This is a genomic window from Streptomyces sp. NPDC057287 (assembly GCF_042667905.1).
Lineage (GTDB): Bacteria > Actinomycetota > Actinomycetes > Streptomycetales > Streptomycetaceae > Streptomyces.
The window spans coordinates 182,786-203,840 of sequence record NZ_JBHUYV010000006.1; the positions used below are offsets into that span (position 1 = coordinate 182,786).

Annotated in this window: 22 protein-coding genes; 17 read left to right on the forward strand and 5 right to left on the reverse strand. The window is 72.1% G+C overall.

Annotated elements, in window-relative coordinates:
• Positions 1-90 precede the first annotated feature (90 nt).
• The 3 genes from ACFUNE_RS13765 (at position 91) to ACFUNE_RS13775 (ending at position 1,915) form a co-directional block, all read left to right on the forward strand.
• Positions 91-1,038, forward strand: a complete 948-nt coding sequence (locus ACFUNE_RS13765; protein WP_383566047.1) for a DMT family transporter — start codon at positions 91-93, stop codon at positions 1,036-1,038.
• Positions 1,039-1,125: 87 nt separating this feature from the next.
• The gene (locus tag ACFUNE_RS13770) at positions 1,126-1,644 is read left to right on the forward strand and encodes a DUF664 domain-containing protein (RefSeq protein WP_383566732.1); all 519 of its coding nucleotides are present in this window, start codon (positions 1,126-1,128) and stop codon (positions 1,642-1,644) included.
• A 103-nt stretch (positions 1,645-1,747) separates the two neighbouring features.
• The gene (locus ACFUNE_RS13775) at positions 1,748-1,915 is read left to right on the forward strand and encodes a hypothetical protein (RefSeq protein WP_383566049.1); all 168 of its coding nucleotides are present in this window, start codon (positions 1,748-1,750) and stop codon (positions 1,913-1,915) included.
• A 14-nt stretch (positions 1,916-1,929) separates the two neighbouring features.
• Here the strand turns inward: ACFUNE_RS13775 and ACFUNE_RS13780 are convergent, their stop codons facing one another.
• Positions 1,930-2,364, reverse strand: a complete 435-nt coding sequence (locus ACFUNE_RS13780; protein WP_383566051.1) for a PIN domain-containing protein — start codon at positions 2,362-2,364, stop codon at positions 1,930-1,932.
• Entirely contained in the window at positions 2,361-2,603 is a 243-nt protein-coding gene (locus ACFUNE_RS13785; protein WP_383566053.1) for a ribbon-helix-helix domain-containing protein, read from the reverse strand. The genes ACFUNE_RS13780 and ACFUNE_RS13785 overlap by 4 nt, the downstream gene beginning before the upstream one ends.
• Positions 2,604-2,706: 103 nt before the next feature.
• Here ACFUNE_RS13785 and ACFUNE_RS13790 point away from each other — a divergent pair, with 103 nt between their 5' ends.
• The 3 genes from ACFUNE_RS13790 to ACFUNE_RS13800 all read left to right on the forward strand — a co-directional run bounded on the left by ACFUNE_RS13790 (position 2,707) and on the right by ACFUNE_RS13800 (position 4,656).
• Positions 2,707-3,078, forward strand: coding sequence for a signal peptidase I (locus ACFUNE_RS13790; protein ID WP_383566055.1), 372 nt, complete (start codon positions 2,707-2,709; stop codon positions 3,076-3,078).
• A 214-nt stretch (positions 3,079-3,292) separates the two neighbouring features.
• Positions 3,293-4,099, forward strand: a complete 807-nt coding sequence (locus ACFUNE_RS13795; RefSeq protein WP_383566058.1) for a phytanoyl-CoA dioxygenase family protein — start codon at positions 3,293-3,295, stop codon at positions 4,097-4,099.
• Positions 4,096-4,656, forward strand: a complete 561-nt coding sequence (locus tag ACFUNE_RS13800) for a DUF6309 family protein (protein WP_383566061.1) — start codon at positions 4,096-4,098, stop codon at positions 4,654-4,656. Before ACFUNE_RS13795 ends, ACFUNE_RS13800 begins: the two co-directional genes overlap by 4 nt.
• On the opposite strand, the gene ACFUNE_RS13805 is transcribed toward ACFUNE_RS13800, so the two are convergent.
• On the reverse strand, positions 4,609-5,358 hold the full coding sequence (locus ACFUNE_RS13805) for an SDR family oxidoreductase (protein ID WP_383566064.1): 750 nt from the start codon (positions 5,356-5,358) through the stop codon (positions 4,609-4,611). The genes ACFUNE_RS13800 and ACFUNE_RS13805 overlap by 48 nt on opposite strands.
• An 87-nt stretch (positions 5,359-5,445) precedes the next feature.
• On the opposite strand from ACFUNE_RS13805, the gene ACFUNE_RS13810 reads away from it, so the two are divergent.
• From ACFUNE_RS13810 to ACFUNE_RS13850, 9 genes are all read left to right on the forward strand, one after another.
• Entirely contained in the window at positions 5,446-6,777 is a 1,332-nt protein-coding gene (locus ACFUNE_RS13810; protein WP_383566067.1) for an aspartate aminotransferase family protein, read from the forward strand.
• A 207-nt stretch (positions 6,778-6,984) separates the two neighbouring features.
• Positions 6,985-7,791, forward strand: a complete 807-nt coding sequence (locus ACFUNE_RS13815; protein ID WP_383566070.1) for a TIGR03084 family metal-binding protein — start codon at positions 6,985-6,987, stop codon at positions 7,789-7,791.
• Entirely contained in the window at positions 7,788-9,491 is a 1,704-nt protein-coding gene (locus tag ACFUNE_RS13820; protein WP_383566073.1) for an acyclic terpene utilization AtuA family protein, read from the forward strand. The genes ACFUNE_RS13815 and ACFUNE_RS13820 overlap by 4 nt, the downstream gene beginning before the upstream one ends.
• Positions 9,488-11,083 (forward strand): acyl-CoA carboxylase subunit beta, encoded by a 1,596-nt coding sequence (locus ACFUNE_RS13825; protein WP_383566076.1) that lies wholly within the window; start codon positions 9,488-9,490, stop codon positions 11,081-11,083. The genes ACFUNE_RS13820 and ACFUNE_RS13825 overlap by 4 nt, the downstream gene beginning before the upstream one ends.
• Before the next feature lie 8 nt (positions 11,084-11,091).
• On the forward strand, positions 11,092-13,077 hold the full coding sequence (locus ACFUNE_RS13830) for an acetyl/propionyl/methylcrotonyl-CoA carboxylase subunit alpha (protein ID WP_383566079.1): 1,986 nt from the start codon (positions 11,092-11,094) through the stop codon (positions 13,075-13,077).
• Positions 13,074-14,279: an acyl-CoA dehydrogenase family protein gene (locus tag ACFUNE_RS13835; protein ID WP_383566082.1), complete on the forward strand. Its 1,206-nt coding sequence runs from the start codon at positions 13,074-13,076 to the stop codon at positions 14,277-14,279. The genes ACFUNE_RS13830 and ACFUNE_RS13835 overlap by 4 nt, the downstream gene beginning before the upstream one ends.
• Positions 14,280-14,362: 83 nt before the next feature.
• Positions 14,363-15,940, forward strand: a complete 1,578-nt coding sequence (locus ACFUNE_RS13840) for a 4-coumarate--CoA ligase family protein (RefSeq protein WP_383566085.1) — start codon at positions 14,363-14,365, stop codon at positions 15,938-15,940.
• Entirely contained in the window at positions 15,937-16,671 is a 735-nt protein-coding gene (locus ACFUNE_RS13845; RefSeq protein ID WP_383566088.1) for an enoyl-CoA hydratase family protein, read from the forward strand. Before ACFUNE_RS13840 ends, ACFUNE_RS13845 begins: the two co-directional genes overlap by 4 nt.
• Positions 16,659-17,261 carry a TetR/AcrR family transcriptional regulator gene (locus ACFUNE_RS13850; RefSeq protein WP_383566091.1) on the forward strand — a complete coding sequence of 201 codons (603 nt, stop codon included), beginning with the start codon at positions 16,659-16,661 and terminating at the stop codon, positions 17,259-17,261. Before ACFUNE_RS13845 ends, ACFUNE_RS13850 begins: the two co-directional genes overlap by 13 nt.
• Positions 17,262-17,265: 4 nt before the next feature.
• Here ACFUNE_RS13850 and ACFUNE_RS13855 read toward each other — a convergent pair whose 3' ends face one another.
• Positions 17,266-17,631, reverse strand: coding sequence for a YybH family protein (locus tag ACFUNE_RS13855; protein WP_383566093.1), 366 nt, complete (start codon positions 17,629-17,631; stop codon positions 17,266-17,268).
• Between the two features lie 95 nt (positions 17,632-17,726).
• Here ACFUNE_RS13855 and ACFUNE_RS13860 point away from each other — a divergent pair, with 95 nt between their 5' ends.
• The gene (locus ACFUNE_RS13860; protein ID WP_383566096.1) at positions 17,727-18,659 is read left to right on the forward strand and encodes a LysR family transcriptional regulator; all 933 of its coding nucleotides are present in this window, start codon (positions 17,727-17,729) and stop codon (positions 18,657-18,659) included.
• 50 nt (positions 18,660-18,709) lie between these two features.
• On the opposite strand, the gene ACFUNE_RS13865 is transcribed toward ACFUNE_RS13860, so the two are convergent.
• On the reverse strand, positions 18,710-19,819 hold the full coding sequence (locus tag ACFUNE_RS13865) for a citrate synthase 2 (RefSeq protein ID WP_383566099.1): 1,110 nt from the start codon (positions 19,817-19,819) through the stop codon (positions 18,710-18,712).
• A gap of 258 nt (positions 19,820-20,077) precedes the next feature.
• On the opposite strand from ACFUNE_RS13865, the gene pdxH reads away from it, so the two are divergent.
• Positions 20,078-20,710 (forward strand): pyridoxamine 5'-phosphate oxidase, encoded by a 633-nt coding sequence (pdxH, locus tag ACFUNE_RS13870; protein WP_383566735.1) that lies wholly within the window; start codon positions 20,078-20,080, stop codon positions 20,708-20,710.
• The last annotated feature ends 345 nt before the right edge of the window (positions 20,711-21,055 follow it).

Genomic DNA, 21,055 nt, shown 5'->3' on the forward strand with positions numbered 1-21,055 from the left:
GTCTCTACGGTGAGGACGTGAGACCCTCGCGGCCGGTGCCGTACTGTGGACCGGAAAGTGCACTCTAGTGAACTGAAGAAAAGGTGTCCGGTGAACGACCCCCGCGTTGCCACAGAGTCGGCCGCAGCCGTCGCCGTCCCCGAGGCGGTGACCGCGCTCCAGGAGCCGGGCGGCGGCCCGGCTCGTCGCGGCGCCGCACTCGGTCCGGTCGCGCTGGTGGTGGCGGGCGGCCTCTCCGTGCAGTTCGGCGCGGCGGTCGCCGTCCTCCTGATGCCGAAGGCGGGCGCGCTCGGCGTCGTCACCCTGCGTCTCGCCGCCGCCGCCCTCATCCTGCTGGTCGTCTGCAGGCCGAAGCTTCGGGGCCACTCGCGCGCCGACTGGGGCACCGTGGTCGCCTTCGGTGTCGCGATGGGCGGCATGAACATGCTCTTCTATCAGGCCGTCGACCGCATTCCGCTGGGTGCGGCCGTCACTCTCGAGGTGCTGGGCCCGCTGGTGCTCTCCGTCGTCGCCTCGCGACGGCTGGTCAACCTCGTGTGGGCGGCGCTGGCCCTCGGGGGCGTCGTCCTGCTCAGCGGCGGGGGCTTCGACCAGCTGGATCCGGTCGGGGCGGCGTACGCCCTGGGCGCCGGCGCCATGTGGGCGGCGTACATCATCTTCAGCGCCCGCACCGGACGCCGCTTCCCGCAGGCGGACGGGCTGGCCCTCGCGATGGTCGTGGCCGCGGCGCTCTCGCTGCCCCTCGGCATCATGGAAGCCGGTTCGAAGCTGCTGGTCCCCTCCACGCTGGGCCTGGGCATCGCCGTGGCGCTGCTCAGCTCGGTCCTTCCCTACACCCTCGAACTGATGGCCCTGCGCAGGCTGCCCGCGCCCACCTTCGCGGTCCTGATGAGCCTCGAACCGGCCATCGCCGCCACGGCGGGCTTCCTCATCCTCGACCAGGCCCTCTCCGCGACGGACGCCCTGGCCATCGCCCTGGTCATCGGGGCGAGCATCGGCGCGGTGCGCAGCCAGGGGCGGCGCGCCCGGAAACGGTGAGCCCGGTGCGCCGGGCGTCCGTCCGTTCTCCTGCGCGGCCGGGCGTCCGATCCTAGGGTGGTCGCGATGGCCGACCTGGAGGAACACATGCCGGAACGCGACGATCTGCTCGCCCTCGTGACCGATCAGCGCACCAACTTTCTCTTCACCGTCGCGGAGCTCGACGACGCCGGTGCCCGCGCCCGGACGACCGTCAGCGAGCTGACCCTCGGCGGGCTCCTGAAGCACCTCGGACTCGTGCAGCGCAGCTGGCTCGACGTCGTCGAGGGCACCGCCCCCGCCAAGGTCGACTGGGCGGACCTCGACCCCGACGGCAACCGGATGACCGACGGCGAGACGGTGCCAGGGCTGCTGGAGGCCTTCCACGCGGCGGCGGCCGCGTTCGACCGTACGGTGCGCGAGGAGGCCGACCTCGACCGCGAGGTCACGCTGCCCTCGTACCCCTGGTCGCCCCCGGAGCCGGTCGTCTGGACCGTCCGCCGCGTCCTGTGGCACATCTTCCGCGAGATCGCCCACCACAGCGGCCACGCCGACATCATCCGCGAGGCGCTGGACGGTGCCAGCACCACGGCGAAGATGGCCGAGGCGGCGTCGAAGGGGCAGTGACGAGGCCCCTTGGCCTCGTCGACGGTTCCCGGCGCAGGAGTCACCGCGCCGGGAACCGGCGCGAGGAGCACGATGGAAGGGAATGAAGGAAGGAGGCCCACGCATGGGAGCCACCAAGGAAACCGATGAGTACGCCGGGCTGTACTCCCACACCCCCTCCCAGGCCGAGGGCGAACGCGACGAGCCGACGGAGCGCGGCCGGGTCTCCGAGACCCACCCCGACGTCCCCAGGACGGAACCCTCGCAGGCCGAGGGCGACCGCGCGGAGTAGCGGCGCGGTGTGGTTCAGCCGTCGACCGGGAGGATCCGGAACGCGGACAGGCCCGGTGTCAGCGGTGTGATCGCCCGGAAGTCGCGCTGGTCGAGAGTGAAGATGCGGTCGGTCCTGTAGCGGTCGGCGAGGACGACGCCGACCGCGTCCGCGAGGTCCAGCCGAAGCCCTGCGTACGTGAGGCGCACCTCGTGCGCCGCTCTCAGGTCGATGGGCTTCAGGTCGGCGAGCCTGTACTGGCCGTCCGCCAAGCGCGAGTTGAGGGCTTCCATCACCTGCATGGTGGCCGGGAAACCGAGGTCCCGGTGTACGAGGTGGTCCAGCTCCGTGACGACCAGCGGGGAAATGGCCAGCGTCTCGTCGGCGAGAACCTTCGCCGCACCGGAGTGCTCCGGCTGTGCGGAGTCGAAGGCCGCGTAGAGGGCGGAGGTGTCGGCGACGATGATCAACGGCGCGCCGCTCGTTCCTTGATGTGTGCGTACACCGCGTCGTCCATGGCCTCGGGTGTGAGGGGGTGCCCGCTGTCGAAGACCGGGAGCTTGTCGCTCCGCTTGGGCCGTTCCGCGTGGTCGAGGAGCAGAGCGATGCCCCGCCTGATGAGCTCCGCCTTGCTGATTCCGGTGGCGGACGCTTCGGCGTCCAGCCGTACTTCCAGCTCCTCCGGGAGGTACACGGTCGTCTTTATCATGATGTCAATTTACCACCCTGCCCTACGTAGGGCAGGGTGGTAACGGGAGTCGTGCGAGGGCACGCGGGACATGAAGCGTCGGTCGCCTGTTACGTTCCGGCTCATGGGCGACGGTGTGTACGTGGGGCATGCGGCGGCGGACGCCGCCCTGGACCACGGGTGGCTGCTGGGCCACTTCAAGGACCCCTCCGGCCCGCGCCACAGTGAGGCCCTGGAGATCAAGTGGGGTGTCCACCCCCGGGGCGACGAACGGGCCGCGTGGGTGAGGGGGGAGGAGCGCACGGCGCTGCTCGTGCTCATCAGCGGCCGCTTCCGGCTGGAGTTCCCCGAGCGCCACGTGGTGCTGGAACGCCAGGGCGACTACGCCGTCTGGGGCCGGGGCGTCGACCACTCCTGGTACGCGGAGGAGGAGTCCGTGGTGCTGACGGTGCGCTGGCCCTCCGTCCCCGGCTACCGGGCGCCCGCCGTCGGCTGACCGGTGTCGGTGCGCCTCGGGCGAGCTGTGGCGCGGGTGGTCCGTTCGATCCTCGGTCACCGGCACAGGCGTTCCTCGCCGCCGTTCCGGCCACATGACCCGGCTTTGGCCATTGTCGGAGCGTCAGGCGTGCGACGTGAGCCCGTGGGATAGAAAGCCTCGGACACCCGACAGTGCCTTTTGTTTGCATCTCGGTGAATACTGGGGGTTTTGCATGATCGACATCCTGGACCTTGATGTGCAGCTGGCCCGGTTCCACGAGAACGGCTACCTCCTCCTGCCCGGATTCCTCCCCGCGTCCCTCATCGAGCGCCTCGTGCCCGAAGTCGACCGATGGGTCGACCGCGGCCTGCGGCAGTTATCCATCGACGCGTGCGCGGACCCCGGCAGCGCTCCGCCGCCACTGGTGGAGCTGGAGATGGACTCCCACGGGGAACTGGCGTCCTACGAACCTCTGCTGGAGCTGCTCGAGGAGGAGCCCCTGCTGGGGCGGACCTTCGTCTTCCACCACCTCCACAGCGACCGGCGGCTGCCCGGAGGCGGTGGCAAGCCCTGGCACCACGACTACGAGCAGCATCCGCAGAAGGACCGGGACCACCCCATGATCCACGCACTGCACTACGTCGGAGGGCTGCGTCCCGGCATGGGGGCACTGGCCGTGCTCCCCGGATCTCACAGACAGGTCGCGGAGAAGGACGCGTGGAGTGACCTGGGAACGGCGCAACAGCCGGGTGAGGTGGTCATAGACGACCTGCCACCGGGTTCCACCGTCCTCCTGCACTCGGCTCTTTTTCACACGAGACGCGCCGCGTCCGGTCCGGTGGCGGACGGGAGCCGCCGGTACATGATCGACGCGTCCTACTGCAGGACGGGTGTGCTCTGGCCGCCGGTCAAGCCGTACTGGCGGGCGGTGCTGGCCGTGGGCCGCGCGCGGGGGCTGGGGGCCGGGCGCCGGCCCGACCTCTTCGACGAGCGGCACTTCCGCGAGTACTCGGCAACGGGCTGGGGGACGGCGGCATGAAGGTGCTGGAGGCCGTCACCTTCGACGCGATGATGGCCCGCTTCCGCCTGGAGCACCCGTACCACGAGGGCGACGACGCCAACTCGAACGACGAGGCCGAGACCCACATCCACAGCGCACACAGGGCTCTCGGCGGCCGCTGGCACCGTGTGCTGCTGGAGGGCACCGAGGTGCTCGGTGTCGTACTGCCCTGGCATCTCGGGGAGGACGGCGGCGTGGAGCTGATCCCCAGGACAGGCCTGACGGTGGCGGCGGCGGCATCCCGGCTCGCCGGGCTGGGGGCCTCCTACGCGGAGACCAACCCGCTCTGCGCGTTCAAACTCGCACGCCAGACAGACGCGCCACCACGCTCGTGCTTCCTCAGCACCGAAGCGGTGCCCGGCCAGGACTACGAAGGGCTCACGTCCCGCAGCGGCCTGGTTCATCTCGACGGGCTGCACCGGATGCTGGCCTGGCAGCACGCAGGCCGGCTGGGGCCCGGCCGGTGGGTGAACGCCTACGTCGCCGGTCTATCCCCGGCCGACGTACGGCATGGAACTCGGCATCACCAGGACTGACTGGATGTTCACCCCTGCGGGTAACGCGGCCATGGCCCGGACCATGTCCACGACGTGCCGCATGTCCATGGTCGGCTCGGCCCGGAGCGAGCCGTCGGCCTGGCGTACCGCGGGCTGCGGCCGGTCCTCGGGAGTCACGTTGCCGATGTCGATCTGACCGCAGGAGATGTCGTGGCGGCGCCCGTCGAGCGACAGGGAGCGGGTCAGCCCCGCCACGGCGTGCTTGGCCGCAGTGAAGGCCACCGAGTCGGGGCGGGGCGTCTGGGCGGAAGGAGCACCGTTGTTGATGATCCGGCCGCCTCGGGGCGACTGCCCCTTCATCATCCGGAAGGCCGCGCGCGAGCACAGGAAGGTCCCGGTCGCGATGGACGCCATCACGCGGTTCCAGTCCTCGACCCGCACCTCCTCGGTGGGGGTGTACGGCATGGTGTCCGCGGCGTTGTTGAAGAGCAGATCGAGCCGGCCGAAGCGCTCCTCCACGGTGCCGAAGAGAGCGTCGACCGCCACCGGGTCGGTGATGTCGGCAGTGACCGCGACGGCCCGGTCCCGGTCCTGGCCGGGGGCGAGCCGCGCGGTCTCCTCCAGGGGGGCGTGGCGCCGCCCGGTGAGGACGACCGTCCAGCCGTCCGCCAGCAGACCCAGGGCACAGGCCCGCCCCACACCGCTTCCCGCCCCCGTGACAACAGCCGTCCTCACCGTCACGTTGCACACCCCATCTCAGCGAACCCGTGTCCGGACATCGGCTCCCGGAGCGTGTCCCGCGTCCCTCTCACCCAAACTGGAGCAGCGATGAATGGCGTTTTCCCGGCGCTCGGCGGTACCGACGGCAGCCGGTCCTGGTTCGAGCGCGCACAGGCGTCCCTGGCCGGCGGGATCAGTTCCTCCGCCCGGCTGACCTCCACCGGACCCCACCCCTACCCCCTCTACATGACCAGCGGGTCGGGCGCGCGCGTGCGGGACGTGGACGGCAACGAGTACATCGACTATCTCGTCTCCTACGGCAGCGCCGTCCTCGGGCACGCGTCCCCCCTCCTCACGGACGCCCTCACCCAGGTACTCCGGACGGGAACGATGTTCGGAACCTGCAACGTGCCGGAGGTCGAACTCGCCGAACTGATCTGCCGGATGGTGCCCTGCGCAGAGCTGGTCCGCTTCGCCAACTCGGGAAGCGAGGCGGTGCAGGGAGCGGTACGCGCCGCCCGCGGGTACACCGGCCGGTCCACCGTGCTCAAGTTCGAAGGGCACTATCACGGCTGGTCCGACACGCTCGCCGTCTCGAACCGGCCCACCGCCTCCGAAGCCGGCCCCTACGCCGCGCCGCATTCCGTGCCCCACTCACCGGGCATCCCACAGGGTGTCGTCGACGACGTGGTCGTCTGCCCGTGGAACGACCCGGCCGCCTTCAGGGCCGTCCTCGACGCCCGTCCGGACCTCGCCGCCGTCATCTGCGAACCCATCGTCGCCAACAACGCCTGCACCATGCCCGACCCGGGCTTCCTGGACCTGTTGCGGCAGGAGTGCACCGCACGGGGCCTCGTGCTGATCTTCGACGAGGTCTGTACCGGGTTCCGGACGGGCCCCGGCGGGGCCCAGGCGCTCTTCGGGGTGATCCCGGACCTCGCGGTGTACTCCAAGGCGCTGGGCGGAGGCCTGCCGATCGCCGCATTCGCGGGCCGGCGGGAGGTGATGGAACCACTGGCCAGCGGGCGGGTGAAGCACGGAGGCACCTACAACGCGTCGCCCCTGTGTGCCACAGCCGCTCTCGTGACACTCCGCGCGCTGAACGACCCCGCCGTCACCAAACGGATCGACGAGACCGGCCGCAGGATCATGGAGACGGTGCGACGCGCGGCACACGACCGGCGTGTGCCCTGCGCCGTGCAGGGCGTCGGGGCCATGTTCCAGGTGGTGTTCACCCCGGACGGGTCCCCCACCCGGCAGTACCGGGACCTCCTCACCGTGGACGGAGGCCGGTACGACGCCTTCCGGCACGAACTGCTCAAACGCGGAGTGCACACCAACGCCTACGGGATGGCCTGCTGGTTCGTCCCGGCCGTCGTGTCGGACGCCGACCTCGATGCCACCTGCCGGGCGGTGGAGGACGCCATCGCCGTCCTCTGAGGGCGGTCCCCGCCCTCCCTGCCACGTTGTCCGGTCACGCGTCGGTCCGGCGGTCCTCCCGCGGCCCGCCGGACCAACCGCCTCCCCTCGGGTTCCAGGCGAGAGGGGCGGCGGCCGGGACGAAAAAATCATGCAAGCATGCTTGCTTGTTTTATGGGGCACTGGCATGCTCCGGGGCACACCGCCACGCCCCGAGGGGAGCGCACCGTGCCCGACGCATCGGCCGTGACCGCCGCCGTGCTCGACGACATGCGTGAGGAGAGCGACGAACTCGACCTGCTGGTAGCCGGGTTGAGCGCACACGAGTGGAGCGCGCCGACCCCCGCGCAGGGGTGGACCGTCGCCCACCAGATCGCCCACCTCAACTGGACCGACGAGGTGGCCCTGGTCGCCGCCACCGAGCCCGACGCCTTCGCCGCCGAGGTCGACAGAGCCCTGGCCGCTCCCGAGACCTTCGTCGACGAGGCGGCCGACGCGGCCGTCACCGCCCTGACGCCCGACGCGCTGCTCGTGGAGTGGCGGGAGGGACGGGCCCGGCTCCAGGAGGCCCTTCGTGCGGCGCCGGCGGGGACGAAGCTGCCCTGGTACGGCCCGCCCATGAGCGTCGCCTCGATGGCGACCGCGCGGCTCATGGAGACCTGGGCGCACGGCCAGGACATCGCCGACGCCCTCGGCGTGACGAGGAAGCCCACCGCCCGGCTGCGGCACGTCGCCAGGATCGGCGTACGGGCCCGGGACTACGCCTACTTCGCCCGGGGCATGCAACCGCCCGCCGGGCAGTTCCGGGTGGAACTGCGCGCCGAGGACGGCGGGTTGACCGTGTACGGCCCCGAGGACGCCGCCCAGCGGGTCACCGGGCCGCTCCTCGACTTCTGCCTGCTCGTCACCCAGCGCGCCCACCGCGACGACCTGGCCGTCGAGGCGGTGGGCGCGGACGCCGGACAGTGGCTGGACATCGCGCAGGCCTTCGCCGGACCCGCCGGCCCCGGCCGTCCCCCGAAGGCGGACCGATGACCCGGCCGCTGCGCATCGGCAACGCCTCCGGCTTCTACGGCGACCGCTTCGACGCCGTGCGCGACATGCTCACCGACGGCCCCCTGGACGTCCTCACCGGCGACTACCTCGCCGAACTGACCATGCTGATCCTGGGCCGGAGCCGCCTCAAGGACCCGAAGCGGGGATACGCCACGACCTTCCTGAGACAGCTGGAGGAGAGCCTGGGCCTCGCCCACGAGCGGGGCGTGAAGATCGTCGCCAACGCGGGCGGGCTCAATCCGGCCGGACTCGCCGACGCCGTACGGGAGCTGGCCGACCGGACGGGCGTACCCGTGCGCGTCGCGCACGTCGAAGGCGACAGCCGCCCGGTGCCCGACGGCTTCCTCACCGCCAACGCCTACCTCGGCGGCGGAGGCATCGCCGCCTGCCTGCGGGCGGGGGCCGACATCGTCGTCACCGGCCGGGTCACCGACGCGGCCCTCGTGACCGGGCCCGCCGCCGCCCACTTCGGCTGGGGGCCGGACGCCCACGACGCGCTCGCCGGAGCGGTCGTCGCCGGGCACGTCCTGGAGTGCGGGACCCAGGCCACCGGTGGCAACTACGCCTTCTTCGGCGACCACGACGTCCGCCGCCCGGGGTTCCCGCTCGCCGAGATCCACGAGGACGGCAGCAGTGTCATCACCAAGCACGACGGCACCGGCGGGGTCGTCGACATCGGCACCGTCACCGCGCAGCTGCTGTACGAGACCGGCGGCGCCCGCTATGCGGGACCCGACGTCACCGCCCGGCTCGACACCGTCCGGCTCACGCAGGACGGACCCGACCGGGTGCGGATCGACGGCGTGCGCGGAGAGGCCCCGCCCCCCACGCTGAAGGTCGGGCTCAACCGGCTCGGCGGGTGGCGCAACGAGGTCGTCTTCGTGCTCACCGGACTCGACATCGAGGCCAAGTCCCGGCTCGTACGCGACCAGTTCGCCGACGCCCTCGACCGGGCCGGCTCGAAGCCGGCCGAGGTGACGTGGGAACTCGCCCGCACCGACCGGGCCGACGCCGGCACCGAGGAGACCGCGAGCGCCCTGCTCCGGCTCGTGGTGCGCGACCCGGACCCGGAGGCGGTCGGCCGCGCCGTGTCGGGGGCCGCCGTCGAGCTGGCCCTCGGCAGCTACCCCGGCTTCCACGTGACCGCCCCGCCAGGGAAGGGCGCGCCGTACGGGGTGTTCGAGGCCGCGTACGTACCGGCCGGGAGCGTCCCCCATGTCGCCGTCCTGCCGGACGGGTCGCGTTCGGCCGTCCCGACGGCCGGCCCGTACCGGGACATCGAGGACGTGGCGGAACCGGAACTGCCCGATCCGCTGCCTGCCGGACCCACCCGCACCGCGCCCCTCGGCCGTGTCGCCGGCGCCCGCAGCGGTGACAAGGGCGGGGACGCCAACGTCGGCGTATGGGTCCGCACGGACGACGCCTGGCGCTGGCTGGCCCATGAACTGACCGTCGCCCGCTTCGAGGAACTGCTGCCGGAGACCGCCGGACTCACCGTCGTGCGCCATGTCCTGCCCCGGCTGCGGGCCCTCAACTTCACCGTCCACGGCCTCCTCGGCGAAGGCGTCGCCGCGCAGGCGCGCTTCGACCCGCAGGCCAAGGCGGTGGGGGAGTGGCTGCGGTCCCGGCACGTCCCCGTCCCCGTACAGCTCCTGGACGAACCGGAGGTGAACGCATGACCGTCCTGCCCACCGCGCTCGACACCTCGGGGCCCGAATACGGTGCCCACCGCGAGGCCATGCTCGCGAAGCTCGCCGAGCTGGACACCGAGCACGCCAAGGCGCTGGCCGGCGGCGGCGAGAAGTACGTGGCCCGCCACCGCGGGCGCGGCAAGCTCCTCGCCCGTGAGCGGATCGAGCTGCTCGTCGACCCGGACACGCCCTTCCTGGAGCTGTCCCCGCTCGCCGCCTGGGGCAGCGACTACGCGACCGGCGCCTCGCTCGTCACCGGGATCGGGATCGTCGAGGGCGTCGAATGCCTGATCACCGCCAACGACCCGACCGTGCGCGGTGGCGCCTCCAACCCCTGGACCCTGAAGAAGGCCCTGCGCGCCAACGAGATCGCCTTCGCCAACCGGCTCCCCTGCATCTCCCTGGTGGAGTCGGGGGGCGCTGACCTGCCCTCGCAGAAGGAGATCTTCATCCCCGGCGGGGCCCTCTTCCGCGACCTCACCCGGCTGTCCGCCGCCGGGATCCCCACCGTCGCGGTGGTGTTCGGGAACTCCACGGCCGGCGGGGCGTACGTCCCCGGGATGTCCGACCACACCGTCATGATCAAGGAGAGGTCCAAGGTCTTCCTCGGCGGCCCGCCCCTGGTGAAGATGGCCACCGGCGAGGAGAGCGACGACGAATCGCTCGGCGGCGCCGAGATGCACGCCCGCACCTCCGGGCTCGCCGACCACTACGCCGTCGACGAGCACGACGCGCTGCGCCAGGCCCGCCGGATCGTCGCCCGGCTCAACTGGCGCAAGGCGCACCCCGATCCCGGTCCGGCCGAGCCACCGAAGTACGACGAGGACGAGCTGATCGGCATCGTCCCCGGCGACCTCAAGGTCCCCTTCGACCCCCGCGAGGTCATCGCCCGGCTCGTCGACGGCTCGGACTTCGACGCCTTCAAGCCGCTCTACGGGACCAGCCTGGTCACGGGCTGGGCGCGCCTGCACGGCTACCCCGTCGGCATCCTCGCCAACGCACAGGGCGTGCTGTTCAGCGAGGAGTCGCAGAAGGCCGCGCAGTTCATCCAGCTGGCCAACCAGCGCGACATCCCGCTCCTCTTCCTGCACAACACCACCGGCTACATGGTCGGCAGGGAGTACGAGCAGGGCGGCATCATCAAGCACGGCGCGATGATGATCAACGCCGTGTCCAACAGCCGGGTCCCGCACCTGTCCGTGCTGATGGGTGCCTCCTACGGCGCCGGCCACTACGGCATGTGCGGCCGCGCCTACGACCCCCGCTTCCTCTTCGCCTGGCCCAGCAGCAAGTCCGCCGTGATGGGCCCCCAGCAGCTCGCCGGCGTCCTCTCGATCGTCGCCCGCGCCTCCTCCGCCGCGAAGGGGCTGCCCTACGACGACGAGGCCGACGCCGGGCTGCGCGCCATGGTGGAACAGCAGATCGAGTCGGAGTCGCTGCCGATGTTCCTCTCGGGGCGGCTGTACGACGACGGGGTCATCGACCCGCGCGACACCAGGACCGTCCTCGGGATGTGCCTGTCCGCGATCCACACGGCACCGGTCGAAGGCGCGCGCGGCTTCGGCGTCTTCCGGATGTGAGGCAGAGGATGATCACCGCACTGCTTGTCGCCAACCGGGGCGAGATCGCCTGCCGGATCTTCCGCACCTGCCGTGAGCTGGGCATCTCCACCGTCGCCGTCTACTCGGACGCGGACGCCGGAGCCCTGCACGTGCGGGAGGCCGACACCGCCGTACGCCTGCCGGGGGCCGCACCCGCCGACACGTATCTGCGCGGCGACCTCGTGGTCGCGGCCGCTCTCGCCGCCGGCGCCGACGCCGTGCACCCCGGATACGGCTTCCTCTCGGAGAACGCCGGGTTCGCCCGTGCCGTGCAGGACGCGGGACTCGTCTGGGTGGGGCCGCCGGTCAAGGCCGTCGAGCTGATGGCCTCCAAGACCCGGGCCAAGGAGCTGATGGCCGCCGCGGGAGTCCCCCTCCTCGCCCCCGTCGACCCGGGGAGCGCCACCGCGTCGGACCTCCCCCTGCTGCTGAAGGCGGCGGCGGGCGGCGGCGGGCGCGGCATGCGGATCGTCCGGGAGCTCTCCGCGCTCCCTGAGGAGCTGACCGCCGCCTCCGCCGAGGCCGCCTCCGCCTTCGGGGACGGCGAGGTCTTCGCCGAGCCCTACGTGGAGCGGGGCCGCCATGTCGAGGTCCAGGTCATGGCGGACGGGCAGGGCACGGTGTGGGCGCTCGGCACCCGTGACTGCTCCCTCCAGCGCCGCCACCAGAAGGTGATCGAGGAGGCTCCCGCGCCCGGCCTCGACGTGGAGCTGCGCGGCATGCTGCACGAGGCGGCGGTCGCCGCGGCGCAGGCGGTGGGCTACCGGGGCGCGGGCACCGTCGAGTTCCTCGTGTCGGCCGAGGGGCGCCCGTACTTCCTGGAGATGAACACCCGCCTCCAGGTCGAACACCCGGTGACGGAAGCGGTGTTCGGCCTCGACCTCGTCGCACTCCAGCTGTGCGTGGCGGAGGGCGGAGCGCTGCCCTCCGCCGCGCCCCCGCAGCCCGCCGGACACGCCGTCGAGGCCCGGCTCTACGCCGAGGACCCGGCCCGTGACTGGCAGCCGCAGACCGGAGCACTGCTCACACTCGACGTGCCCGCGGAACCCGGCATCCGCCTCGACACCGGATACACCGGCGGTGACACCGTCGGAGTGCACTACGACCCGATGCTGGCCAAGGTCATCGCCCACGCCCCCACCCGCACCGAGGCCGTGCGCCTCCTCGCACGGGCCCTGGAGCGCGCCCGCATCCACGGTCCGGTCACCAACCGGGAGCTGCTCGTACGCTCCCTGCGCCACCCCGACTTCACCGCGGGGCGCCTCGACACCGGCTTCTACGACCGGCACCTGGCCGCCCTCACGGCGACCGGAGCCCCCGGCGACGACGACGCCCGCCGCCTCGCCGCCACGGCGGCCGCGCTCGCGGCAGCGGTCAGCACCTCGGGAGCCGTGCTCCCCGGCCCCGCCCGCTTCGGCGCCTGGCGCAACCTCGCCTCGCAGCCGCAGACCAGGCGCTACCGCAGCGAGCCCGACGGGGCCGAGTACGAGATCGCCTACCGCACGGGCCGGGACGGCACCCCCGCCCCCGGGACCGGCGAGCGGGTCCTCGCCGCCCGCCCCGGAGCCGTCACCCTCGAGACCGGCGGGGTGACCCGGCACTTCACCGTCACCGCGCACGGCGACCGCGTCCACGTGGACACGGCCACCGGAGCACACACCTTCACCGCACTGCCCCGCTTCACCGACCCCGCCGAACGCACCGAACCCGGCTCCCTGCTCGCCCCCATGCCCGGCACCGTCGTCCGTCTCGCCGACGGACTCGCCAAGGGCGCGCCCGTCGAGGCGGGGCAGCCGCTGATCTGGCTGGAGGCGATGAAGATGGAACACCGCATCCTCGCCCCCGCCTCCGGCACCCTCACCGCGCTCCACGCCGCCCCCGGACTCCAGGTCGAGGTCGGCGCTCTGCTCGCCGTCGTACAGGACGCCCCCGCATCCGACGCATCCGCGCACCAGGAGGAGACGACATCATGAGCACCGTCCTCGAAACCGAAGAGCACCAGGCCCTCCGCGCCGCGGTCGCCGCCCTCGGCAAGCGCTTCGGCCGCGCCTACACCACCGACCTGGCACGCAGGGGCGAGCACCCCCGAGAGCTGTGGGAGGCGGCGGGCAAGCTCGGCTACCTCGGGGTCAACCTCCCCGAGGAGTACGGCGGCGGGGGAGGCGGCATGGCCGAACTCTCCATCGTCCTGGAGGAGCTGGGCGCGGCCGGCAGCCCCCTGCTCATGATGGTCGTCTCCCCGGCGATCTGCGGCACCGTCATCGCCCGCTTCGGTACCGACGCCCAGAAGCGGGCCTGGCTCCCCGGCCTCTCCGACGGCTCCCTGACCATGTCGTTCGGCATCACCGAGCCCGACGCCGGCTCCAACTCCCACCGCATCACCACCACCGCGCGCCGCGACGGGGACGGGGACGGGTGGATCCTCAGCGGCCGCAAGGTCTTCATCTCCGGCGTCGACATCTCCGACGCCACCCTGATCGTCGGCCGGACCGAGGACGCGAAGTCCGGCAGCCTCAAGCCCTGCCTCTTCATCGTCCCCCGCGACACCCCGGGCTTCACCCGCACGCAGATCGACATGGAACTCCAGGCGGCCGAGAAGCAGTTCGAGCTCGTCCTCGACGACGTACGGCTGCCCGCCGACGCGCTCGTCGGTGGGGGCCCCTCCCGCTCGGGCGAAGCCGGGAGTGGGGGAGAGGACGCCGGCCTGCTCCAGCTCTTCGCCGGACTCAACCCGGAACGCATCATGGGCGCCGCCTTCTCCATCGGCATGGGCCGGTACGCCCTCGAACGGGCCGTCGACTACGCGAAGACCCGCACCGTCTGGAAGGGCGCGCCCATCGGCGCCCACCAGGCCATCGCCCACCCGCTCGCCCAGGCGCACATAGAGCTGGAACTGTCCCGCCTGATGATGCAGAAGGCCGCCCGGCTCTACGACGAGGGCGACGACATCGGGGCGGGCGAGGCCGCGAACATGGCGAAGTACGCCGCCGCGGAAGCCTGCGTCAGGGCCGTCGACCAGGCCGTCCACACCCTCGGCGGCAACGGCCTGACCCGCGAGTACGGACTCGCCTCGCTCATCACCGCCGCGCGCGTCTCCCGCATCGCACCCGTCAGCCGGGAAATGATCCTGAACTACGTCTCCCACCAGACCCTGGGCCTGCCGAAGTCGTACTGACATGTTCGGCCTTGTCCCGGGTCTCCCCATCCGCCCCCGCAGGGGCGATTCTGGCTCTCCCACCCGCGTCGAAGGGGACCGCCATGGTGTTCCACAGCGAGTACGCAGACGTTCCGCCCCTCGAAACACCCATCCACGAAGCCGTCCTCGGCAGGGCCGCGGAGTTCGGTGACACCCCGGCCCTGATCGACGGGACCAACGGGATGACCGTCACCTACGGCCAGCTCGACGCCTTCCACCGGCGCATCGCCGCGTACCTCGCCGCCGCGGGGCTGCGCAAGGGAGACGTCCTCGCCCTGCACAGCCCCAACACGATCGCCTACCCGCCCGTCTTCTACGGGGCCACCCGGGCCGGCGCCACCGTCACCACCATCCACCCCCTCGCCACCCCCGAGGAGTTCGCCAAACAGCTCCAGGACTCGGCGGCCCGCTGGATCGTCACCGTCTCCCCACTCCTGGACACCGCCCGCCGGGCCGCCGAACTCGCGGGCGGGATCGAGGAGATCTACGTCTGCGACCAGGCCGAGGGCCACACCTCCGTCCTCGACATGCTGGGCTCCACGGCCCCCGAACCCGAGATCGCCTTCGACCCGGCCGAGGACATCGCCGTCCTCCCCTACTCCTCGGGCACCACCGGCACCCCCAAGGGCGTCATGCTCACCCACCGCTCCATCGCCACCAACCTGGAGCAGTTGCGGCCCTTCGTCCCCCTCGGCGAGCGCGACCGCATCCTGGCCGTGCTGCCCTTCTTCCACATCTACGGGCTCACCGCCCTCATGAACGGCCCGCTGCGCTACGGGGCCACGGTCGTCGTCCTGCCCCGCTTCGACCTCGCCCAGTTCCTGGAGACGATCCAGACCCACCGCATCACCGGGCTGTACGTCGCCCCGCCCATCGTCCTGGCCCTCGCCAAGCACCCGCTCGTCGGCGACTACGACCTCTCGTCCCTGGAGTACATCGTCAGCGCCGCCGCGCCCCTGGACGCCGAGCTCGCTGCGGCCTGCTCCGCCAGGCTCGGCGTCCCCGCCGTACGGCAGGCCTACGGGATGACGGAACTCTCGCCCGGCACCCATGTCGTGCCCCTCGACGCGGAGAACCCGCCGCCCGGCACCGTCGGAAAGCTGCTGCCCGGCACGGAGATGCGGATCGTCTCGCTCACCGACCCCGGCATCGACGTCGGCAGCGGCACCGACGGGGAGATCCTCATCCGCGGCCCCCAGGTGATGAAGGGCTACCTGGGCCGGCCCGACGCCACCGAAGCCATGATCGACGCCGACGGCTGGCTGCACACCGGGGACGTCGGCCGGGCCGACAGGAACGGCTGGCTGTACGTCGTCGACCGGGTCAAGGAACTGATCAAGTACAAGGGCTACCAGGTCGCCCCCGCCGACCTGGAGGCCCTGCTCCTCACCCACCCCTCGATCGTCGACGCCGCCGTCATCGGGGTCTACGACGCCGAAGGCAACGAGGTCCCCAAGGCCTACCTGGTCCGCCGGCCCGGCACGGAGGACCTCACCGAGGAGGACGTCATCGCCTACGTCGCCGACCGCGTCTCCCCGTACAAGAAGGTCAGACGGGCCGAATTCATCGAGGCCGTACCGCGCGCGGTGTCCGGCAAGATCCTGCGGCGCGAGCTGCGCGACCGGGAGAAGCCGCGATGACCCTGGCACCCCCGACCCACGACCGGGGCATCACCACCCTCACCCTCGACTCCCCGGCCAACCGCAACGCGATCTCCGCCCGGCTCGTCGGCGAACTCGCCGAGGCCCTGGCCGGCTGCGCGGCCGACGACACCGTGCGGGCCGTCGTCCTCACCCACACCGGCACCACCTTCTGCGCGGGCGCCGACCTGACCGCACCACCCGAACCGGCGGCCTTCGTCGGCCTGATGCGGGCGATCGTCGCCCTGCCCAAACCCGTCGTCGCGCGGGTCACCGGGCACGTCCGGGCCGGCGGGCTCGGGCTCCTGGGTGCCTGCGACATCTCGGCGGCAGGACCGGACGCCACCTTCGCCCTCACCGAGTCCCGCCTGGGCCTCGCCCCCGCCGTCATCTCCCTGCCCCTGCTGCCACGGCTCGACCCGCGTGCCGCCACCCGCTACTACCTGACCGGCGAACGCTTCGACGCGGCGGAGGCGGAGCGCATCGGCCTCGTGAGCATCGCCGGAGAGGATGTGGACAAGGCGCTCGTACCGGTACTCGACGGACTGCGCAGAGCGTCGCCCCAGGGGCTGACCGCCTCGAAGGAGCTGGTCACGGCTACTGTGCTGGAGAGTTTCGACAGTCACGCCGAAGACCTCATCGCCCGCTCGGCAGCGCTCTTCGCCTCCGACGCCGCACGGGAGGGGATGACGGCCTTCCTGGAACGACGGGATCCCTCATGGGTGCTGTGACACCCCCCAGAACCCCCGCCGCGAAGTCGCCCAAGCAGGACCGCAGCCGCGCCACCCGCCAACGGCTGCTCGAAGCCGCGGTCGCCTGCCTCGCCCAACACGGCTGGGCGGGCTCCACGGTCTCGGTCGTCGCGGAGCGCGCCGGGGTCTCCCGGGGCGCCGCCCAGCACCACTTCCCGACCCGCGAGGACCTCTTCACCGGCGCCGTCGAATACGTCGCCGAGGAGCGCTCCGCCGCCCTGCGCGCCCTGCCCGTCCAGGGCCGCACGGCGGTGGTCGCCGCCCTGGTCGACCTCTACACGGGGCCGCTCTTCCGCGCCGCGCTCCAGCTCTGGGTAGCCGCGTCGAACGAAGCCCAGCTGAGGCCCCGCGTCACCGAACTCGAAGCGCGCGTGGGCCGCGAGACCCACCGCATCGCCGTGGAACTGCTGCGCGCGGACGAGACCCGCCCCGGGGTGCGCGAGACCGTGCAGGGTCTGCTCGACATGGCCCGGGGTCTGGGCCTCGCCAACGTCCTGACGGACGACACGGCACGCCGGGAGAGAGTCGTCAGCCAGTGGGCGGCTCTCCTCGACGACGCACTGGGCTGACGGCTCAGCGCCCGGGCGGGACGAACTCGGGCTGGTCGAGCACCCGCAGCCAGCTTCCGTCCGACTGGCGCCGGACGACCTGGGCGCGGGCCCCGGCTCCGTCCTTCGGCGGGGTCGACGTCAGGGCGATGTCGCCGCTGACCAGAGTCGGCAGGGGCTGCTCGTGCTCGAAGTGCGGACGGTTGGCCAGCACCTTCTCCCACAGCGCGCGGATCGCCTCCCGCCCCACCGTCATCTCGCCCGGCGGGTAGGCCAGCACCGCCCCCTCCTCGTAGAGCGCGGCGACCCCGGCCGCGTCACCGGCGTTGGACCGCTCGACGAACAGGCGGGTGATGTCCTCGGGGCGCAGAGCCTTCTCGTGGTCGGGCATGGTTCCTCCTGGTGCGGGTTCCTGTCCTTCCAGCGTGGCCAGGCATGTTCCAGAAGTCCAACAGATGGTTCTGCTGGAAATTAGAATCCAGGGTCATGGAACTGAGGCAGCTGGAATACTTCGTCGCCGTCGCCGAGGAGCAGAACTTCACCAGGGCGGCCGAGCGCGTGCACATCAGCCAGTCCGGTGTCAGCGCCCAGATCCGCCGGCTGGAACGGGAGCTCGGCGCCGAGCTGTTCGACCGGTCCTCGCGCACCGCCGCCCTCACCGTCGCCGGGAAGGCCGCGCTCGAGCCCGCCCGTGCCGCGCTGGCCGCAGCCGCGTCGGTGGGCCGGGCGGTGGGTGAGGTGACCGAGCTGATCCGTGGCCGGCTCACCGTCGGGATGGTCATCGGCTGCACCGTCACCCCGCTGTTCGACGCCCTCGCGGCGTTCCACCGGGCGCACCCCGGGGTCGGGATCTCGCTGCTGGAGGACAACTCCGACCGGCTCGTGGAGGAGGTCCGCACCGGAGCGGTCGACCTGGCCCTGATCGGGACCGCTGCTCCCACCCCCGAAGGGCTGGAGGCCCTGACGGTCGTCAGCGACCGGCTCGTCGTACTGGTTCCGGACGAGGACCCCCTCGCGCGGCAGGAGCGGGTCGTCCTGGCGGACCTGACCGGCCGGCACCTCATCTCCATGCCGCCCGGCACCGGTCTGCGTACGCTGCTCGACCGTGCCTGCGCCGCCCAGGGCCTCCGGCCCGTGATCGCACTGCAGGCCGGCGCGGCGGACGCCGTCGCGGACCTCGCCGCCCGCGGTCTCGGGGTCGCCGTCCTCAGCGCGTCGATGTCGGCGGCCTACGGCGACCGGCTCACCGCACGCCTCATCGAGGACGTCGAGACGCCGGCGCTGCTCGCGCTGGTGTGGAGGAGCACGAACAACCCGGCGTTGCGGGAGCTGCTCGTGCACAGCCGGAAGGCGTTCGCCGGGCCCGCGGAGGACGGGCGGCCCGGCGGCGAGGAGGGGGCACCGGCAGCCGGCGGGTGATCAGCGCCGCCCGCCGGCCGCCCGGCCCCTCGCCCGGCCCTTTGCTTTCGTCAGTTGCCCAGATCGGCGAGCTGGTCGTAGCCCGCGATCTCGCGGGGGTCGCGCGTGCCCGGGCCGACGTACGTCGCCGAGGGGCGCACGAGGCGGCCGGTGCGCTTCTGCTCCAGGATGTGCGCCGACCAGCCCGCCGTACGGGCACAGCTGAACATCGACGTGAACATGTGCGCCGGCACCTCGGCGAAGTCCAGCACGATGGCCGCCCAGAACTCGACGTTCGTCGCCAGGACACGGTCCGGGCGCCGGGCGTGGAGCTCCTCCAGGGCGGCCTTCTCCAGCGCCTCCGCCACCTCGAAGCGCGGGGCGGCCAGCTCACGGGCCGTGCGGCGCAGCACCCGGGCGCGGGGGTCCTCGGCGCGGTAGACGCGGTGGCCGAAGCCCATCAGGCGCTCACCCTTGTCCAGGGCCTGCTTCACGTACGCCGTGGCGTCGCCGGTCCGCTCGATCTCCTCGATCATGCCGAGGACCCGGGACGGGGCGCCGCCGTGCAGCGGGCCCGACATGGCGCCCACCGCACCGGACAGCGCCGCCGAGACGTCGGCGCCGGTGGAGGCGATGACGCGGGCGGTGAACGTCGAGGCGTTCATGCCGTGTTCGGCGGCCGACGTCCAGTAGGCGTCGACGGCCTTGACGTGCTTCGGGTCCGGCTCGCCGCGCCAGCGGATCATGAACCGCTCCACGACGGACTCCGCCTTGTCGATCTCGCTCTGCGGGACCATCGGAAGCCCCTGGCCGCGGGCCGACTGGGCGACGTACGACAGGGCCATCACCGCGGCCCGCGCCAGGTCATTGCGCGCGGTCTCCGCGTCGATGTCGAGCAGCGGCTTCAGACCCCACACCGGCGCCAGCATGGCGAGCGCGGACTGCACGTCGACGCGGATGTCGCCCGAGTGCACGGGAATCGGGAACGGCTCGGCGGGCGGCAGGCCGGGGTTGAACGCCCCGTCCACCAGCAGACCCCAGACGTTGCCGAACGACACATGGCCGACGAGGTCCTCGATGTCGACGCCGCGGTAACGGAGCGATCCGCCTTCCTTGTCGGGCTCGGCGATCTCCGTCTCGAACGCGACGACTCCTTCAAGTCCGGGTACGAAGTCGGACATCGGGCGGCTCCCTCGGCTCGGCGGCTCTGTGACGGCCACGAAGGCCTGTCCACGATACTGGCGGGTTACCACGGTGCGGGGAAGGGTGACGTCCGGCACAGCCCGTCGGCTCGCGGAACCGGCGATCCGCCCCTTACCGCAAGGGACACCGGCCCGCTGCGGCAGGATGGCCCCGTGCCCACAGCAGATGCCACTTCGTCCTCCGCTTCCGCCTCCTCCCGCGCCCCGTCATCCGATTGGACCACCGATCCGGCCGCGATGCGCGAGCAGTACCGCTCCGAGGACTTCGTCGAGGAGGACCTCGCCGCGAACCCCATGGACCAGTTCGCCCAGTGGTTCCGCCAGGTCGCGGGGGGCGGCGCGCTCCACGAGCCGAACGCGATGGTGGTCTCCACGGCCGACTCCCGGGGACGGCCGTCCTCGCGCACGGTGCTGCTGAAGCAGTACGACGACCGCGGCTTCGTGTTCTTCACCAACTACGACTCCCGCAAGGGCCGCGAGCTGACGGAGAACCCGTACGTCTCGCTGCTCTTCCCCTGGCACCCGCTCGCCCGCCAGGTCATCGTCACCGGTACCGCGGCGCGGGTGGCCCGGGAGGAGACCGTCGCCTACTTCCGCACCCGCCCGCACGGCTCCCAGCTCGGTGCCTGGGCCAGCGAGCAGTCGGCGGTGATCGGCTCCCGCCGGGAGCTGGTCGACCGCTACGACGAGCTGGCCGCCCGCTACCCGGAGGGCGAGAAGGTGCCGGCGCCGCCGCAGTGGGGCGGCTTCCTGGTCGTGCCGGACGCGGTCGAGTTCTGGCAGGGCCGCGAGAACCGGCTGCACGACCGGCTGCGGTTCGTCCGGGACAGCCCCGCGGCCGAGTGGCGTGTGGAGCGGCTCTGCCCCTGAGGGCGCGGCCGGTGTCCCGGAACGCAGGAACCCGCAGGCTCTGGTCCCTCCTTGCGGAGGAGCCGGCCGGACTTACCGGCGAGCCTGCGGGTCGGTGACTGCTTGGTTTTCGGCAGACAGCCTGCCGAGGTGCACAGTGTGCGACGACGGGCTGTCAGCCCGCAGCCACCTCACGAATCCGATAAGACTGCACTTTTCGGATCACCTCCTTTCAACGTGTACGCACAGCCTAGGAACCTCCCCGCGGCCGCACAACCGAATTAACGGGACCACCGGTGGACACCGGATTTCCGGGAAGTGGCTGTGCGGTGGCCCACGTTCGAGTTCAATGGTCTGACGTGCGGC

What these genes read in the sequence shown, in the direction of transcription:
- ACFUNE_RS13865 (WP_383566099.1), bottom strand. Translation starts at nt 19,819, where the DNA reads ATGTCCGACTTCGTACCCGGACTTGAAGGAGTCGTCGCGTTCGAGACG.
- ACFUNE_RS13825 (WP_383566076.1), top strand. Translation starts at nt 9,488, where the DNA reads ATGACCGTCCTGCCCACCGCGCTCGACACCTCGGGGCCCGAATACGGT.
- pdxH (WP_383566735.1), top strand. Translation starts at nt 20,078, where the DNA reads ATGCGCGAGCAGTACCGCTCCGAGGACTTCGTCGAGGAGGACCTCGCC.
- ACFUNE_RS13845 (WP_383566088.1), top strand. Translation starts at nt 15,937, where the DNA reads ATGACCCTGGCACCCCCGACCCACGACCGGGGCATCACCACCCTCACC.
- ACFUNE_RS13850 (WP_383566091.1), top strand. Translation starts at nt 16,659, where the DNA reads ATGGGTGCTGTGACACCCCCCAGAACCCCCGCCGCGAAGTCGCCCAAG.
- ACFUNE_RS13860 (WP_383566096.1), top strand. Translation starts at nt 17,727, where the DNA reads ATGGAACTGAGGCAGCTGGAATACTTCGTCGCCGTCGCCGAGGAGCAG.
- ACFUNE_RS13770 (WP_383566732.1), top strand. Translation starts at nt 1,126, where the DNA reads ATGCCGGAACGCGACGATCTGCTCGCCCTCGTGACCGATCAGCGCACC.
- ACFUNE_RS13820 (WP_383566073.1), top strand. Translation starts at nt 7,788, where the DNA reads ATGACCCGGCCGCTGCGCATCGGCAACGCCTCCGGCTTCTACGGCGAC.
- ACFUNE_RS13835 (WP_383566082.1), top strand. Translation starts at nt 13,074, where the DNA reads ATGAGCACCGTCCTCGAAACCGAAGAGCACCAGGCCCTCCGCGCCGCG.
- ACFUNE_RS13830 (WP_383566079.1), top strand. Translation starts at nt 11,092, where the DNA reads ATGATCACCGCACTGCTTGTCGCCAACCGGGGCGAGATCGCCTGCCGG.
- ACFUNE_RS13840 (WP_383566085.1), top strand. Translation starts at nt 14,363, where the DNA reads ATGGTGTTCCACAGCGAGTACGCAGACGTTCCGCCCCTCGAAACACCC.
- ACFUNE_RS13795 (WP_383566058.1), top strand. Translation starts at nt 3,293, where the DNA reads ATGATCGACATCCTGGACCTTGATGTGCAGCTGGCCCGGTTCCACGAG.
- ACFUNE_RS13785 (WP_383566053.1), bottom strand. Translation starts at nt 2,603, where the DNA reads ATGATAAAGACGACCGTGTACCTCCCGGAGGAGCTGGAAGTACGGCTG.
- ACFUNE_RS13790 (WP_383566055.1), top strand. Translation starts at nt 2,707, where the DNA reads ATGGGCGACGGTGTGTACGTGGGGCATGCGGCGGCGGACGCCGCCCTG.
- ACFUNE_RS13775 (WP_383566049.1), top strand. Translation starts at nt 1,748, where the DNA reads ATGGGAGCCACCAAGGAAACCGATGAGTACGCCGGGCTGTACTCCCAC.
- ACFUNE_RS13855 (WP_383566093.1), bottom strand. Translation starts at nt 17,631, where the DNA reads ATGCCCGACCACGAGAAGGCTCTGCGCCCCGAGGACATCACCCGCCTG.
- ACFUNE_RS13800 (WP_383566061.1), top strand. Translation starts at nt 4,096, where the DNA reads ATGAAGGTGCTGGAGGCCGTCACCTTCGACGCGATGATGGCCCGCTTC.
- ACFUNE_RS13810 (WP_383566067.1), top strand. Translation starts at nt 5,446, where the DNA reads ATGAATGGCGTTTTCCCGGCGCTCGGCGGTACCGACGGCAGCCGGTCC.